16 protein-coding genes, 2 tRNA genes and 1 rRNA gene are annotated in these 15,546 nt (G+C 58.0%); 11 read left to right on the plus strand and 8 right to left on the minus strand.

From position 1 onward, the window contains the following. Positions 1-6 precede the first annotated feature (6 nt). The 3 genes from rrf to F3J39_RS00015 all read left to right on the plus strand — a co-directional run bounded on the left by rrf (position 7) and on the right by F3J39_RS00015 (position 1,282). Positions 7-122: ribosomal RNA gene (rrf, locus tag F3J39_RS00005) — 5S ribosomal RNA — on the plus strand. Between the two features lie 101 nt (positions 123-223). After that, positions 224-300, plus strand: a tRNA-Asp gene (locus tag F3J39_RS00010). A gap of 181 nt (positions 301-481) precedes the next feature. Further along, entirely contained in the window at positions 482-1,282 is an 801-nt protein-coding gene (locus F3J39_RS00015; protein WP_071668473.1) for an endonuclease/exonuclease/phosphatase family protein, read from the plus strand. 102 nt (positions 1,283-1,384) lie between these two features. On the opposite strand, the gene mltD is transcribed toward F3J39_RS00015, so the two are convergent. Together mltD and gloB are read right to left on the minus strand one after the other, a co-directional pair. Then, positions 1,385-2,764 (minus strand): murein transglycosylase D, encoded by a 1,380-nt coding sequence (gene mltD, locus F3J39_RS00020; RefSeq protein WP_039382798.1) that lies wholly within the window; start codon positions 2,762-2,764, stop codon positions 1,385-1,387. A 71-nt stretch (positions 2,765-2,835) separates the two neighbouring features. After that, positions 2,836-3,591 carry a hydroxyacylglutathione hydrolase gene (gene gloB, locus F3J39_RS00025; protein ID WP_071668474.1) on the minus strand — a complete coding sequence of 252 codons (756 nt, stop codon included), beginning with the start codon at positions 3,589-3,591 and terminating at the stop codon, positions 2,836-2,838. Between the two features lie 39 nt (positions 3,592-3,630). On the opposite strand from gloB, the gene F3J39_RS00030 reads away from it, so the two are divergent. Continuing rightward, on the plus strand, positions 3,631-4,365 hold the full coding sequence (locus F3J39_RS00030; protein WP_094112074.1) for a class I SAM-dependent methyltransferase: 735 nt from the start codon (positions 3,631-3,633) through the stop codon (positions 4,363-4,365). Here the strand turns inward: F3J39_RS00030 and rnhA are convergent. Beyond that, a complete protein-coding gene (gene rnhA / locus F3J39_RS00035; RefSeq protein WP_094112073.1) occupies positions 4,350-4,817 on the minus strand; it encodes a ribonuclease HI in 468 nt (155 codons plus the stop codon). The two genes, F3J39_RS00030 and rnhA, sit on opposite strands and share 16 nt — an antisense overlap. Before the next feature lie 53 nt (positions 4,818-4,870). Between rnhA and dnaQ the strand changes: the two genes are divergently transcribed. Together dnaQ and F3J39_RS00045 are read left to right on the plus strand one after the other, a co-directional pair. Continuing rightward, positions 4,871-5,602: a DNA polymerase III subunit epsilon gene (gene dnaQ / locus F3J39_RS00040; protein ID WP_065650060.1), complete on the plus strand. Its 732-nt coding sequence runs from the start codon at positions 4,871-4,873 to the stop codon at positions 5,600-5,602. A 133-nt stretch (positions 5,603-5,735) separates the two neighbouring features. Beyond that, positions 5,736-5,812 (plus strand) — tRNA-Asp (locus F3J39_RS00045). 63 nt (positions 5,813-5,875) lie between these two features. Here the strand turns inward: F3J39_RS00045 and F3J39_RS00050 are convergent. Continuing rightward, positions 5,876-7,369, minus strand: coding sequence for an NCS1 family nucleobase:cation symporter-1 (locus F3J39_RS00050; protein WP_039382812.1), 1,494 nt, complete (start codon positions 7,367-7,369; stop codon positions 5,876-5,878). Positions 7,370-7,515: 146 nt separating this feature from the next. On the opposite strand from F3J39_RS00050, the gene F3J39_RS00055 reads away from it, so the two are divergent. From F3J39_RS00055 to puuE, 3 genes are read left to right on the plus strand one after another with little or no spacing between them, the layout of a single operon-like run. Beyond that, positions 7,516-8,238: a GntR family transcriptional regulator gene (locus F3J39_RS00055; protein ID WP_166713730.1), complete on the plus strand. Its 723-nt coding sequence runs from the start codon at positions 7,516-7,518 to the stop codon at positions 8,236-8,238. Next, entirely contained in the window at positions 8,235-8,966 is a 732-nt protein-coding gene (gene hpxA, locus F3J39_RS00060) for an allantoin racemase (protein WP_039382816.1), read from the plus strand. Before F3J39_RS00055 ends, hpxA begins: the two co-directional genes overlap by 4 nt. A 35-nt stretch (positions 8,967-9,001) precedes the next feature. Then, on the plus strand, positions 9,002-9,955 hold the full coding sequence (gene puuE / locus F3J39_RS00065) for an allantoinase PuuE (RefSeq protein WP_071668478.1): 954 nt from the start codon (positions 9,002-9,004) through the stop codon (positions 9,953-9,955). Between the two features lie 35 nt (positions 9,956-9,990). Here puuE and hpxZ read toward each other — a convergent pair whose 3' ends face one another. Genes hpxZ through F3J39_RS00085 form a run of 4 tightly spaced genes read right to left on the minus strand, consistent with a single transcriptional unit; the run spans position 9,991 to position 13,558 of the window. Then, on the minus strand, positions 9,991-10,377 hold the full coding sequence (gene hpxZ / locus F3J39_RS00070; RefSeq protein WP_039382822.1) for an oxalurate catabolism protein HpxZ: 387 nt from the start codon (positions 10,375-10,377) through the stop codon (positions 9,991-9,993). 2 nt (positions 10,378-10,379) lie between these two features. Further along, positions 10,380-11,777 carry an AtzE family amidohydrolase gene (locus F3J39_RS00075; protein ID WP_039382825.1) on the minus strand — a complete coding sequence of 466 codons (1,398 nt, stop codon included), beginning with the start codon at positions 11,775-11,777 and terminating at the stop codon, positions 10,380-10,382. Then, complete coding sequence (gene hpxX / locus F3J39_RS00080) at positions 11,768-11,959, minus strand: oxalurate catabolism protein HpxX (RefSeq protein WP_039382827.1); 192 nt, start codon at positions 11,957-11,959, stop codon at positions 11,768-11,770. The genes F3J39_RS00075 and hpxX overlap by 10 nt, the downstream gene beginning before the upstream one ends. Before the next feature lie 12 nt (positions 11,960-11,971). After that, positions 11,972-13,558: a gamma-glutamyltransferase family protein gene (locus F3J39_RS00085; protein ID WP_039385720.1), complete on the minus strand. Its 1,587-nt coding sequence runs from the start codon at positions 13,556-13,558 to the stop codon at positions 11,972-11,974. Positions 13,559-13,727: 169 nt separating this feature from the next. On the opposite strand from F3J39_RS00085, the gene hpxU reads away from it, so the two are divergent. Both hpxU and F3J39_RS00095 read left to right on the plus strand, forming a co-directional pair. After that, on the plus strand, positions 13,728-14,567 hold the full coding sequence (gene hpxU, locus F3J39_RS00090; protein ID WP_039382830.1) for a MurR/RpiR family transcriptional regulator HpxU: 840 nt from the start codon (positions 13,728-13,730) through the stop codon (positions 14,565-14,567). 193 nt (positions 14,568-14,760) lie between these two features. Beyond that, entirely contained in the window at positions 14,761-15,546 is a 786-nt protein-coding gene (locus F3J39_RS00095; RefSeq protein WP_039382831.1) for a transporter substrate-binding domain-containing protein, read from the plus strand.

Below are 15,546 nucleotides of genomic sequence, written 5' to 3' on the forward strand. Positions count from 1 at the left end.
AATTTGCCTGGCGGCCACAGCGCGGCGGTCCCACCTGACCCCATGCCGAACTCAGAAGTGAAACGCCGTAGCGCCGATGGTAGTGTGGGGCCTCCCCATGCGAGAGTAGGGAACTGCCAGGCATCCAATTAAGACCAGACTTTCTGGTCGTGACCTCCCGGTGACGCGGAGAGGGCGAAACACCTGGCTTCAGGCGCGGTCCTGAGGGCAGTAAAGAATCGGTGGAGCGGTAGTTCAGTTGGTTAGAATACCTGCCTGTCACGCAGGGGGTCGCGGGTTCGAGCCCCGTCCGTTCCGCCACTATATTGAGAAGCCCTGACTGTTAAAGTCAGGGCTTTTTCATATTCTCTTTTTCCCTCCGGCATTGTGAAGCTTTGTCGTGAGGTGAATTCCGACATTCGATACCACGAATTGAAACCCCGCGCTAAAATCCCTATAACAGTCAGTGTGAACTTTTTGTTGTTATCAGCCAGGCGGTAAAGTGCGAAAGAAAACCTATGCAATGCGCTATATAGCAGGCCAGCCAGCGGAGCGAATTTTTCCGCCGGGTGCGATGCTGCATCTGGGTCAGGGTCTGCCGCCAGGGGAGCCGCTGCCGGCCGATCCCACCCTGCGGGTGCTGGTATGGAACATCTTCAAGCAGCAGCGCGCTGACTGGATGTCGGTGTTGCAGGGATTCGGTCGTGATGCCCATCTGGTCCTCCTGCAGGAGGCGCAAACCACGCCTGAACTGATCCAGTTTGCTACCAGCAATTATCTCGCAGCCGATCAGGTGCCCGCTTTTGTGCTGCCTCAGCACCCGTCAGGGGTGATGACGCTCGCATCGGCGCATCCGGTCTACTGCTGCCCGTTGCGCGAGCGCGAGCCGCTGCTAAGGCTGGCAAAATCCGCGCTGGTCACTGCATACCCTCTGCCAACCGGCGATATGCTGATGGTAGTGAATATCCATGCGGTTAATTTCAGTCTGGGTGTGGACGTATACAGTAAGCAGCTGGGGCCTATAGGAGAGCAGATCCGGCATCACCGTGGCCCGGTGATAATGGCAGGGGACTTTAATGCATGGAGTCGTCAGCGGATGAACGCGCTCTATCGCTTTGCCCGCGCCATGTCTCTGCGGGAAGTGGCGTTTACAGACGATCACCGGCGTAAAGCGTTTGGCCGGCCGCTCGACTTTGTCTTTTACCGGGATATGAAAGTGAGTGAAGCAGCGGTGCTGGTCACCCGTGCCTCCGATCATAATCCGCTGCTGGTAGAGTTTAACCCCGTCACTGTTGCGCGCTAAACGCACCCGCCTGTAACGACGAGACGCTCTGGCCGGCACTGCTATAGATGATGCTATGCCGATAAAGAAAAAAGGCTGACAAATGTCAGCCTTTTCAGTGCATCAGGTATCTGGCGTTGCGCTATTCTTAACAAACAGAGTGAGCTTATCACCCGGCTGTATATCCTTCGCGTCGCTGTTCCAGCGCATTACGTCCTGCGTGTTAACGCCGTGACGTTTTGCAATACTGGCAAAAGAATCACCCTTACGAACGCGGTAGGTGATGCTGTTGCCGTTATCTGCCAACTGCGATGCTGCTGTCGTACCGCTAACCGTCAGGGTCTGGCCGATACGCACTGCCGCACTGCGCAGATTGTTCTGCTGTTTTAGCGAGCTCATGCTGACACCCAGCTTACTGGCGATACCGGATAGCGTGTCGCCTTTACGTACTTTGTAGCTGTTACCGGCTGCGCTGGCTTTAGCCAGTTCAACAGGCTGCACGGAGGCAATATCTCCGGAGGCCAGAGAGTTGCGCAGCTGTGCCACGTTGGACTTAGGCACCATAATATAGTGCGGACCGTTTGGCGCAGTCGTGCCGTTTTTGTACCCGGCGTTAAATGTCTTCAGTTTACTGAGCGACATACCCGCCATTTCTGCAGCCTGAGTTAACTGCATCTGCTGTCCCACTTCCACACGCGCCAGCGCGCGGCTTTCATTAGGGGCTGGCAGTTTAATGCCGTAACGCTTGTTGTTCTTGAGCAGTTCGCTTAAAGCCAGCATTTTCGGGACATAGATGGTTGTTTCGCGCGGCAGTGATAAATGCCAGAAGTCAGTCGGCTTACCCCGTGCCTTATTCTGCTTCATCGCTTTCAACACGCGTCCTTCGCCGCTGTTATAGGCTGCCACCGTCAGTAGCCAGTCGCCATCAAACATGCGATTCAAACGCTGCATCATATCCAGTGCTACTTTGGTTGAGGCCACCACATCACGGCGTCCGTCATACCAGCGGTTCTGTTTCAGACCATAATTTTTGCCCGTTTGCGCAACAATCTGCCAGATGCCTGCGGCATTGGCGGAAGAGGTTGCGTGAGGGTCAAAAGCGCTCTCCACTATGGGTAGCAGTACCAGTTCCATCGGCATTTTACGTTTCTGTATCTGCTCGACAATCCAGTACATGTACGGCTCTGCCCGTAATGTTACATCGTGGAGATAGCTCTTATTTTTTAAAAACTTTGTTTTCTGTTCGCGGATCCGGGCATTTTCCGGGATCCCCATCTTCAACTCGTCACTAATGAGATTCCAGAGATCGGTGTCTTCTGCGAGGCTGGTTCCATCATCTTGCCAGCGCGGCGACAACAAGCGATTTCCGTACTTTCCATTTTCACCTTGACCAGCTGAAGACAGGCTCTGTGCATGCTGAGCGGGGATATTGGCGTCATTCCGTGATGCCTGACATCCGACCAGCAAGACTGAGGCGAGTAATAATATCGCTTTAGCCTTCATGTGTGTGTCAGTAGTTCGCTTAAAAGACGAGCAACTATACGTGACGTACCGGCACAACACAACCCAAAAAATTAAAATTGGTCTTTCTTATTACGCAATTCAGCAAAAGTCTGCCATAACGGGGCGGATTCCACATTAATTGCTAAAGCTTTTTGTAAATCAGCATCTTGTGTGCGTAAAAATAAATTTATCTCACGTTCCAGCGCCAGTTTTGTCGGTAAAGTAGTGCGATTTTCTGCCCGTAAATCCTTAATTTCCTGATATCTGGCCAGAATTTTCGGATCATGGGGTAAAATTGCAGCAGCAAACTTCATGTTAGATAAAGTATATTCATGTGCGCAGCAGATAAGCGTATCGGCGGGAAGTTGATTAAGTTTTTGAAAGGAATGGAACATTTGTTCTGCTGAACCTTCAAAAAGTCGTCCGCAGCCGCCTGAGAACATCGTATCGCCGCAGAAAAGATAAGGTGCGCTGTAATATGAGATATGTCCTAAAGTGTGGCCCGGCGTGGCGATGACCTGAAAAGGCAGGCCGAGCAGCGTAACGGTTTCACCTTCATGAACAATATGCTGCGCGCCTTTAGCCGCCGTTTCCTGAGGGCCATATACCTCAAGCTGAGGATAACGCTGCAGCAGTTCAGCAACCCCGCCGGTATGGTCCTGATGATGATGTGTCAGCAGAACAGCCACCGGCGTCCAGCGATTGGCTTCAATTTTTTCAATCAGCGGCCGGGCTTCACCGGGGTCAACAATCAGGCAGCTGCCGGCGTCATCGGTCAGCGTCCAGATGTAGTTATCCGTTAATGCGGGAATACTGGTAAGATTCATAAACACCTCTCTGGTTGTCTTAAAGGAAGATGGTAGAGCATGAAGCCAGCGAAAACACGCCAGATCCTGACCGCGCCGCGCACCTGGAATGATATGCCCTGGGGAGAGTACTTTCGCGATGCGTTAACCCAGCAGCTACAGCCCTGGCTGGCGAGGCTTTATGGCTTCCATATGCTAAAAATTGGCAGCCTGAGCGCAGAAATCAATACCAGCCAGTGTGCCATATCTCATCAGGTCAATGTTGGCAGTGAGGGCGACGCACTGCAGGTGCTCGCCAGCGTTGCTCAGCTGCCGTTTGAGTCTAAATCAATCGATGCCTGCCTGCTGGCGCACACGCTGGCATGGGAGCAGGATCCGCACCGCGTGTTACGCGAAGTGGACAGGGTGCTGATTGATGATGGCTGGCTGATTATCAGCGGCTTCAATCCTTTCAGCCTGCTGGGGATTAGCAAAGCGATTCCGGGTCTGAGCCGGCGAGCGCCCTGGAACAGCAGAATGTTCAGCCAGGTGCGTCTGCTGGACTGGCTGAGCCTGCTGAATTATGAAGTGGTGTACCGCACGCGTTTTCAGGTGGTGCCGTGGCATCGACAGGGGGGCAGGATGATCAGTGCGCATCTGCCCGCTCTGGGGTGTCTGAACATCGTGGTGGCCCGCAAGCGCACGTTCCCGCTTACGCCAGCTAAAATGAAAACGGCGCGCAGCAGTGCGCAGCTGCGTCCGGTAGTAAACGCTACGCGTCAGTTTCGCGAAACGCAGGATCAGGATGCAACCTGATAGCCAATGTCTTCCAGTGCCGGATTACCGGCAGCGCTGCGCGCCAGTTCATCGCAGCGCTCATTCTCCGGATGGCCGGCATGCCCCTTCACCCACTCCCATTTAATGGTATGGGTGCTGAGCGCCGTATCCAGACGCTGCCACAGGTCAGTATTCTTAACCGCTTTTTTATCAGCGGTTTTCCAGCCACGCTTTTTCCAGTTGTGGATCCAGCTGGTAATGCCCTGGCGGACATACTGGCTGTCTGTGCTGATGACCACGTCGCACGGCTGCGTCAGCGCCTCTAAGGCGACAATGGCCGCCATCAGCTCCATACGGTTGTTGGTGGTCAGGCGATAGCCCGCGCTGAATAACTTTTCATGCTCGCGATAGCGTACAATAGCCCCATAGCCGCCCGGTCCCGGATTACCAAGGCAGGAACCGTCGGTGAAAATTTCTACCTGTTTGCGCATCTCTGGTAGACTTCCCTCTGAAAAAACGCCAAGTCTGACACAAAACGAGCCCTATGATCACTGCAAATAACCGCCAGATTGTCCTCGATACTGAAACCACCGGCATGAACATGATCGGGGTTCATTATGAGGGGCATCGCATCATTGAGATCGGTGCGGTTGAAGTCATCAACCGTCGCCTGACCGGCAACAACTTCCATATGTATCTCAGGCCCGACCGGCTGGTGGACCCGGAAGCGTTTGGTGTTCACGGCATCGCCGATGAGTTTCTGGCCGACAAGCCCACCTTTGCGCAGATAGCCGATGAGTTTCTCGACTATATTCGCGGAGCTGAGCTGGTGATCCATAACGCCTCGTTTGATATCGGCTTTATGGACTATGAGTTTGGCATGCTGCAGCGTGATATCGGCAAAACTGAAAGCTTTTGCAAAATCACCGACAGCCTGGCGATGGCGCGTAAAATGTTTCCGGGCAAGCGTAATAGCCTGGATGCGTTGTGCAACCGTTATGAAATCGACAACAGCAAACGTACGCTGCATGGCGCACTGCTGGATGCCGAAATTCTGGCGGAAGTCTTCCTGACCATGACCGGCGGTCAGACGTCGCTGGCATTTTCCATGGAGGGCGACCAGCGTAATCAGGCTGAAGGGGAGCATATTCAGCGTATCAGCCGCCCCGGTTCAGGCCTGCGCGTGATTAATGCCAGTGATGAAGAAGTCATGGCGCACGAAAGCCGCCTCGATCTGGTCACAAAAAAAGGTGGCAGCTGTCTGTGGCGCGTCTGATGCACTGATTTTGCTGCTAAAAACAGCGGCGAGCTGAAAAAAGCGGCAAACGTGTCATTTTGATATAAAAAGCGTTGACGGGGGAGGGGGCTGCCATTAATATGCGCCTCGTTCCCGACGGGGAACAAAGCGCGGAGCGGTAGTTCAGTTGGTTAGAATACCTGCCTGTCACGCAGGGGGTCGCGGGTTCGAGCCCCGTCCGTTCCGCCAATCTATTTAAAAAAGCCGATTCAGAAATGAATCGGCTTTTTGCTGTCTGCTATTCAGCCAGCACTATACACCCTCTTTTTGCAGCGTCGCTTCCGGACGATACGAGACCGGTACGACCCGTTCTGCCCGCGCCAGCCAGCGATAGCAGCCTGCCCCCAGCGCCACACCGATAAACCAGCTGAAGTTAGCTACCGCATGCAGCGCCGGAATAAAACTTATCGTCAGGCAGATCCCGACCGCCGGCAGCAGCGCCGCGATCGCTTTGGGATTAAAGCCGTTGCGGTACCAGTAACGTCCCTGCGGCGTGGCGTTAAACAGGTCATCAACGCTTACGCTGCCGCCTTTAATCAGATAAAAATCCGCAATCAGGATACCGAACAGCGGGCCCACAAACGAGCCCAGCACATCCAGCGTATAGTGGATCAGTTCAGGTGACTGAAACAGATTCCACGGCGTCAGCAGCACGGAACCCACCGCGGCGATCATGCCACCGGTGCGGAAACTGATCTTCTGCGGGGAGCAGTTAGAGAAATCGAAGGCGGGTGACACAAAATTCGCCACGATATTGATACCAATGGTGGCGGTGATCATGGTCAGCAGGCCGATAGCGACGGCCAGGTCGTTGCCTACCATACTTACCGTCTCAATCGGATCGGTGATCATTCTGCCAAACAGCGACTGGGTGCCGGAGACAATCACTACCGTAACCACGGAGAACAGCAGGAAGTTAAACGGTAATCCCCAGCGGTTGCCGCGGCGAACTTCACTCATGTTTTTGCCGTAACGCGAAAAGTCGCCGAAATTAAGCAGAGGACCGGAAAAGTAGGAGACGACCAGGGCGGTTGCAGTGATCATCTGCCAGGTCTGTTCGCCGGCACTCAGTGATTTGCTGGCCAGCGTAAAAGAGATACCCGCCAGACCAGTTTTGTATACAATCCAGCCCGCCAGCGCGACCATCACGACATAGACTGCCGGACCCGCCACGTCGATAAAGCGCTTAATGGCGTTCATGCCGTGCCAGAACACCATCGCCTGCAGCAGCCACATGATGCCAAAGCAGCACCAGCCGAGCAGCGACAGCCCCAGCCAGCTGCTTTGCGTCATGCTATTAAGCGCCGGGAAGAACTTCAGCAGAACCAGCATCAGGGCATTCGCCGCCAGATAGGTCTGAATACCGTACCAGGCAAACGCGATCAGTCCGCGGATCACGGCCGGAATATTGGCGCCGAATACGCCAAATGCCTGGCGGCAGATCACCGCATAGGGCACGCCCGCCATCTGGCTGGGTTTTGCCACCAGATTCGCACAGAGCTGCACAATACCGATCCCGGCCAGCAGACACAGCAATACCTGCCAGCTTGCCAGCCCCAGCGTAAAAAAGCTGGCGGCAACCACATACCCGCCCATGCTATGCACATCGGACATCCAGAAAGAAAAGATGTTGTACCACGTCCAGTTCTGCTGGCGCGTCGGAGCCAGATCCTCATTACACAGGCGTGGACTATAGGCCGCGCGGGCATCAGCCTGCGCTGGCGTCACTTCAGTATGAATTGGCATGAAACCTGCTCCTCTCACCATGATGGGGAAAATATTCACCGTTTAAAGAGCTATTGCAGGATCCAGGCCAGAAGTGATTTGTTGTATACAAAAAATGAAAGGAGTGTATACGATATCTGGCAGTCAGCTATTTTCCGGAGCAGGTAATGAATTATGAATCCGCAGTGAAGCCGCGCGCTGTGACGTTTGAAAAAGATGAAGCGATCTTTCAGGCATTGCTTAGTGCCATCGTTGAGCATCAGCTTCCGCCGGGCAGCAAGCTGCCTGAAGAGGCGCTGGCAGAGGTGTTTGGCGTCAGCCGTACCGGCATTCGTAAAGTGCTGCAGCGCCTCGCGGCGGTGCAGATGATCACGCTGTCGCCCGGACGTGGTGCACAGGTCAGCACGCCCGATGTGGCGGAATCACGCGATATCTTTGCCACGCGCAGCATGCTGGAGTGCGCCAACCTGCCCGCTGTACTGACGCATCTGCAGTCGCCACACCTCGCGGCGCTGGAGGCGATTATCACGCAGGAGCAGCAGGCGCATCAGCAGAATGACGGCGCGGCTGCCATTCGTCTTTCAGCCGCGTTTCATATCCAGCTGCAGGCGATATCCGGCAATCAGGTGCTGACCGATATCATCACGCGCCTGACCCAGCGCTCATCGCTGGTGATTGCCGCCTGGGGCACGCCCTGGCAGCACGGCTGCCGCTGCGATCATCACGACAGGCTGGTCGATCTGCTGCGCCAGCGGGCGCTGCCTGCGCTGACTGAGGCGCTGACGCACCACTTCGACCACATTCTCTCCAGCCTGCACTTTGAGCGCAGCGGTGAAACGCTGCCCGATTTCAGCCGGTTATTTGCCGGTCATAAAGGAGCCCTATCATGAGCCTGATACAGGTGATCAACCCCAATACCAGCCTGGCAATGACTGAAACTATTGGTGCGGCCGCGCGCGCCGTGGCGGCACCGGGCACGGACATTCTGGCGGTCTGTCCGCAGCAGGGCGTACCCTCCATAGAGGGACACTTTGATGAGGCGATAGCCGCGATCGGCGTACTGGAGCAGATTAAGCGTGGCGAAGCGCAGGGCGTCAGCGGCCATGTGATCGCCTGCTTTGGCGATCCCGGCTTGCTGGCGGCGCGCGAGCTGGCCAGCGGCCCGGTAATCGGTATTGCCGAAGCGGCAATGCATACCGCCACGCTGGTGGCGACGCGCTTTACCATCGTCACCACGCTGCCGCGTACGCTGGTGATCGCCCGCCATCTGCTGCAGCAGTATGGTTTTACGCACCACTGTGCGGCGTTGCACGCCATCGATCTGCCGGTACTGGCGCTGGAGGATGGCAGCGGCGTGGCGCAGGAGAAAGTCCGGGCGCGCTGCATTCAGGCAAAACGTGAAGATAACAGCGGCGCGATTGTGCTGGGCTGCGGCGGCATGGCGTCGCTGGCGCAGGATCTGACCCGCGAACTGGATATGCCGGTGATCGATGGCGTCAGCGCGGCGGTAAAAATGATAGAGGCGCTGGTGGCGCTTGGCCTGGGCACCAGCAAGCATGGCGATCTCGCTTATCCGCTGCAAAAACCCCTCAGCGGCGCCTTTCAGCACCTAAACTAAGGTCTGGCTGAGGTGTGACAACAGGAACTGACTGAATGAATGACGCATCTGAAAAGAAAGAGTACAGCTTCAACAAAAATTATCCGCGCGATCTGATCGGCTATGGTGGCCAGCCGCCGCATGCGCAGTGGCCCGATAACGCCCGGGTGGCGGTACAGTTCGTACTCAATTATGAAGAGGGCGCAGAAAACAACGTGCTGCATGGCGATGCCGGTTCGGAGCAGTTTCTGTCCGATATCATTGGCGCAGCCAGCTACGCCGATCGCCACATGTCGATGGATTCCCTGTATGAGTATGGGTCGCGTGCCGGTTTCTGGCGCATTCATCATGAGTTTCAGAAGCGTGGTCTGCCGCTGACGGTGTTTGGCGTGGCGATGGCGCTGGCGCGGCATCCGGAAATTGTCGCCGCGATTAAAGCGGCGGATTATGACGTGGTCAGCCACGGCTGGCGCTGGATCCACTACCAGGGAATGGATGCGAAAACCGAACGGCAGCATATGCAGCAGGCGGTCGACGTGCTGACCGAACTGTTTGGCAAAGCGCCGACGGGCTGGTATACCGGGCGGGACAGTCCGAACACTCGCCGGCTGGTCGCAGAGCAGGGCGGCTTCAGCTACGACAGCGACTATTACGGTGACGATCTGCCGTTCTGGACCCAGGTCACACGTCAGGATGGCACCGTCAAACCGCATCTGATCATCCCCTATACGCTGGAGTGCAACGACATGCGCTTCGCCACGGCGCAGGGCTTCAACACCGCCGAACACTTCTTCACCTACCTGCGTGATACCTTTGATGTGCTGTATGAAGAAGGAGAGCGCGCCCCGAAAATGATGTCGGTCGGCATGCACTGCCGCCTGCTGGGGCGGCCGGGAAAATTCCGCGCGCTGCAGCTTTTTCTTGATCACATTCAGCAGCATGAAAAGGTGTGGATCTGCACCCGCCAGCAGATTGCCGATCACTGGATGACGGTACATCCCGCGCCCTGATAATGCCCTCACCGCAGGGGTGAGGGCTGACGCGCTTACTCACTCATCAGGCTGACCTGCGCGGCCACAATGCGCCACCCCTGCGGCAGCCGCACCCACGTCTGCTGCTGCCGTCCGATACGCGCCGTTCCCTCGCGGGTGAATTCGGTGCTGCACACCGCATAGTCATCGCCAAACGTGGTGATCACCGTATTGCGCAGCGTGCGATCGAGCCCTTTTGACGGTCGTGCCGCGCGAAAGGCGCGAATCTCCTCAATCCCGTACAGATTCTCTCCGGCACCCAGCCGGACGGTACGCGCGTCGTGCCAGAACAGTTCGTCCAGCACCGCGACATCATTGCTCACCAGCGCCTGCTCGTAGCGATAAAATGCAGCGCTTACGGCGGCAACGGTATCCGGATCGTTTATCCTGTCCGTCGTCATTATCAGATATCCATTAAAGTAGGTTGATCGTAAGTCAGGCCCTGCTGCTGCAGCGCCCAGGCGGCGCGCAGCGCCAGCTGTTCGTTAAACGGCGCGGCAATCAGCTGTACGCCAATCGGTAAGCCGCTGGCGGTGAGCAGCGGTACGCTACATACCGGCAGGCCAGCGAACGAAATCGGCTGCGTCAGCATGCCCATGCTGGCGCGTGTCGGCAAATCCTGACCGTTGATGTGAATGGTTTCCTGGCCGATGGTGGTGGCGGTACAGGGCGTGGCGGGGGCGATCAGCACGTCATAATGGTCGAACAGCGGCAGCACCTGTTGCTGGAAGTGACGCCGGAAACGCTGGGCCTGCACATACCACGCGGCGGGCAGCATCGCGCCGGCCAGCAGGCGTTCGCGTGAATTCGGCTCAAAGCGTTCTGGCTGGGTGCGCAGAGCGGGCAGATAGTGATTGCCGCCTTCCGCCGCGGTCATGATAAACGCGGCCGCGCGCGCCAGTTCGGCCTGGGGCAGCGTCACTTCTTCTGCCGCGCCGAGCGCGCTGGCGGCTACCGCTACCGCCGCGCGCGCCTCATCATTGCACCAGGTGGTAAAAAAACCGCCCAGCGTCGCGCAGCGCAGCCCGTCGCTGCCCGCCTGCAGGCGGTCGCTGACCAACTCCGGCGGCCGCGTCAGCTGAAACGCATCCTCTGCGTCGCGGCCCTGCAGCGCATCATAAACCAGGCTGAGATCCTCAACCGAGCGGGCAAACGGGCCGATATGATCGAGGCTGGCGACAAACGGCTGCGTACCGCTGCGCGACAGGCGGCCAAAGGTGGGCTTAAGGCCGAAGATGCCGCACAGCGACGCCGGTACGCGAATCGAGCCGTTGGTATCGCTGCCGAGCGAAAAGTGCACCAGTCCGGCCGCTACCGCGGCGGCTGAGCCGCCGGATGATCCACCGGCGATGCGCGTGATATCGCGCGGGTTGCAGGTGGCGCCATAGTGACTGTTTTCGGTAGTAAAGCCATAGGCGTAGGCATCCATGTTCAGCATACCGGAGAGTAGCGCGCCCGATTCACGCATCCGGCTGACCGCCCAGGCGTCTGCACGCGCCGCCGCCCGCGTGCTAAACAGGCTGGCACCCGCCAGCGTGGTATGGCCGGCTACATCAAACAGATTTTTTACCGCATACGGAATACCCGCCAGCGGTGGCAGCGTTTCACCGCGCAGGCGCTGCCGGTCAAGCTCTTCAGCCTCGCGCAGCATGCGCTGCCCGGTGATCGCCGTCCAGGCGTTGAGCGCCGGGTTATGCTGCTCAATCGCCGCCAGCGTATGGCGGGCAATCTCAGCGGCCCCGATTTCACCCTGCTGCAGCGCACGCTGCAGCGCTGCGATCGATAATGATGTCAGGCGCATGGCTGGAATACCCCGGCCACTTCCAGGCGATCGTCCAGCGGCAGCGCCATCAGCGGCGCGGCTATAGCCGCAATCCGGCTGAGCTGCAGCTGCAGCTCAGCACGACGTGCGTCATCCAGATCCAGTGCGAGGATCTGCTCCATCTGAGCGACATAGTTCGCCCACTCTGCGGATTCGGTCATGAGTCTCTCCTGTTAAAAACCGGCTGCGCTGCCGTTGCTGCGCGGATCGAAAGCGCCTTCCAGCATGCCGCTGGTGTGGCGCACTACGGCGCCCGCATGGCCTACCACTTCACTGAAGTCAGAGAGCAGCTCAACCTGATGACCCAGCAGACGCAGCCGACCCACCGTTTCCGGCGCCACGCGCGCTTCCAGTTTGAGTGAGTCAGAGGCCTCGCCCCAGGTGCGCCCCAGCAGCCAGCGTGGCGCACTGACCGCCTGCTGCAGCGGCATACCCTGAATGACGTGACGGGTAAAAATGGCCGCCTGCGTCTGCGGCTGACCATCTCCGCCCATCGATCCATACACCATGACCCGGCCATCTTTCAGGCGGGCGGCAGCAGGGTTAAGCGTGTGAAACGGCTGCTTGCCCGGCAGCAGCGCCAGCAGATGATCGGGCTGCAGGCTGAACGCCGCGCCGCGATTCTGCCAGGTGATGCCGCTGCCTGGCAGCACCACGCCGCTGCCAAATTCGTGGTAGATGCTCTGAATAAAAGAGACCGCCAGCCCGCTGCTGTCGATGGCGCCCATCCAGACGGTATCGCCCGGACCGCGTCCGGTTCCCCACGGCGCGGCGCGATGGTCATCAATATTGGTCGCAAGGCTGGCAAGATGATCGGCACTGAGCAGCGCCTGCACGTCGGTATCGCTATGGCGCGGATCGGTGATATGCCGATCGCGCAGGCTGAACGCCTGCTTGGTCGCCTCCACAATCCGGTGCAGCGTCTGAGCTTCATCAGCCTGCGCCATATCCAGACGATCGGTAATACCCAGAATCGCCAGCGACACCAGCCCCTGCGTCGGCGGCGTCATGTTCCAGATATCGCCTTCGCTGTGTGCAAGGTGGAGCGGGGTGCAGCGCCGGGCGCGATGCTGCTGCAGATCGTTCAGCGTGACCGGCATCCCCAGCGCGTGCATGTCATCTGCCAGCGACCGCGCCAGCCGGCCGCGGTAAAAGCTCTCCAGCCCCTCTTCACTCAGCTGGCTGAGCGTGGCCGCCAGCGCAGGCTGGGTAAAGCGGCTGCCCGGCTGTGGCGGTCCGCCGTCCGGCATAAACGTGGCGGCAAAGCCGGGCTGATGCTGCAGCTCAGGCGCTTTTGCGGCGGTAGCGGCCGCCTGCGAGGCGGTAACCGGTATGCCGTCGGCAGCGTAACGGATAGCATCGCGCAGCAGACGGTGTGGCGGCAGCGGCGCATGGCCCAGCTCCTGTGACAGGGTCAGCGCCTCCTGCCAGCCGCTGACGGTGCCGGCGACGGTCAGCGCCGCTTCCGGCCCGCGATGCGGGATCGTCTGCCGACCCTGATAAAAACTCATTGTCGCCAGCGAGCCGGCGGCGCCACTGGCATCAATCGCAACGGGTTCCCCTTCAGGCGGCACCACCAGCCAGAAGCCGTCGCCGCCCAGCCCGTTCATATGCGGATAGACCACCGCAATGGTTGCGGCGGCGGCGACCATCGCTTCGAGTGCGCTGCCGCCGTCGCGCAGTACGGCAAGGGCGCTTTCACTCGCCAGATGATGGGGGGTGACGACCATGCCCTGCGGGGCCATGTTGCTCTGAATCATAATTGTTCCCGGCTGATTTCTGCTCATCTCCATCCGACACAGCTGCCAAACCCGCTGCGGCGGCATTCCCTGACGTAAACATAAGCAAGAGCTGTTCCACTTTTTCTGTCGGTGGGTGCTGGATCGATTTATGCTAGAGCAGGGTGAAACGAAAGTTACAGGACAACGCATGAAACAACTCGATGAACGTCTGCGCAGCCAGTACGCGCAGCTGTCGCCTCAGGAGCAGCGCATTGCTGACTTTGTGTTTGACCATTTTGATGACCTGATCAGCTACAACAGTGCTGAACTGGCACGGCTAAGCGGCGTCTCCAAAGCAACGGTGAGCCGGCTGTTCCGGCGCCTTGGCTATGAAAAATATAAAGATATGCGCGATGAGCTGCGCACCCTGCGGCAGAGCGGAATGCCGCTCACCGACAACCGCGATGCGGTGCAGGGCAACACGCTGCTGGCGCGCCACTATAAGCAGGAGATGGCAAACCTCACGCAGTGGATCAACCGTATCGACAGCCAGCAGTTAAGCGACGTCATCGCCGCACTGGGCAGCGCAAAACGCGTCTTTATCATCGGTATGCGCAACGCGTATCCGGTCGCGCTGCATCTGCGGCAGCAGCTGCTGCAGGCGCGTGCCCACGTGGTACTGCTGCCGCAGCCGGGCCAGACGCTGGGCGAAGAGCTGGTGGATATTACCCCGGACGATATGGTGGTGGTGATGGCGTTCCGGCGACGTCCGCGCCTGCTGCGTCCGCTGATGCAGCAGCTGCAGCAGCGTGATATCCCGCTGCTGGCGCTCTCGGAGCCGCAGGCGCAGGGGATTCAGGGCGTGGCACGCTGGCAGCTTTGTGCACCGCTTGACAGCGTGTCTGCCTTTGACAGTTACGCTTCAGCCATGAGCCTGGTCAATTTACTGGCGAACGCGCTGCTGCATGAAACCCTGTCGCAGGGGCGGCAGCGTATTCATCAGATAGCCGATCTCTATCAGCATCTGGATGAGCTGGAACACCGATAGCGGGCACTGAAATGGTGCGTTGCACCGTTTTGAATCTCTGAAGCAGGGTACGCCAGTACCCGATTTTTCCTGCTGCTGACCCCTTTTATGCCGGTTTGTTACCGGTTTTTTTCTGTCGCTTTGATTGGCACATTAGTTGCAGTCACTGCCTGTAAGAATCTTTTGTTTCACGTTCAACACACCGGGGTGCATAATGAAAAAGGTTTTACTGGCGGTAGCGGGTGCGGCGCTTTTACTGGCTCAGGCAGGCAGCGCGCAGGCGGATCAGCTACAGGATATTCAAAAGCGCGGCGTGATCCGCATCGCAGTGCCGCAGGATTTCCCGCCGTTTGGATCAGTGGGCACCGATCTGCAGCCGCAGGGATATGACATCGACATGGCGCGCTATCTGGCAAAGCAGATGAAACTGAAGTTGCAGCTGGTGCCGGTCTCCAGTGCCAACCGCGTACCTTATCTGCAGACGGACAAAGTCGATCTGGTGATCTCCAGCATGGGTAAAAATGCGGAGCGGGAAAAGGTCATCGCCTTCAGCCGCGCCTATGCACCCTTTTTCCTCGGCGTGTTCGGGCCGAAAGGTGAGACGCTGAAGGATGCCGCCGCACTGAGCGGCAAAACGATCGGCGTTACGCGTGGCGCGGTTGAAGATATGGTGCTGAGCGCGGCCGCGCCGAAAGATGCGCAGGTCAAGCGTTACGAAGATAACAACACCACGCTTTCGGCTTATCTCTCCGGTCAGGTGCAGTATGTGGCAACCGGTAATCTGGTGGTGGCGGCCATTACCCGGCAGAACGCGGCAAAAGCGCCGGTGGCGCAGTTTATGCTGAAAGATTCTCCCTGCTTTATCGGTCTGAAGAAGAATGAGCCGGCGCTGAAAGCAGAGGTCGATACGCTGATCGAACAGGGTATAAAGGACGGTACGCTGAATAAGCTCTCGGAAGAGTGGCTGAAAGCGCCGCTGCCCGCTTCGCTCGGTGCCTGA

Origin of the sequence: Pantoea sp. Acro-807, from assembly GCF_011752675.1 — a bacterium.
GTDB lineage: Bacteria > Pseudomonadota > Gammaproteobacteria > Enterobacterales > Enterobacteriaceae > Pantoea > Pantoea eucrina.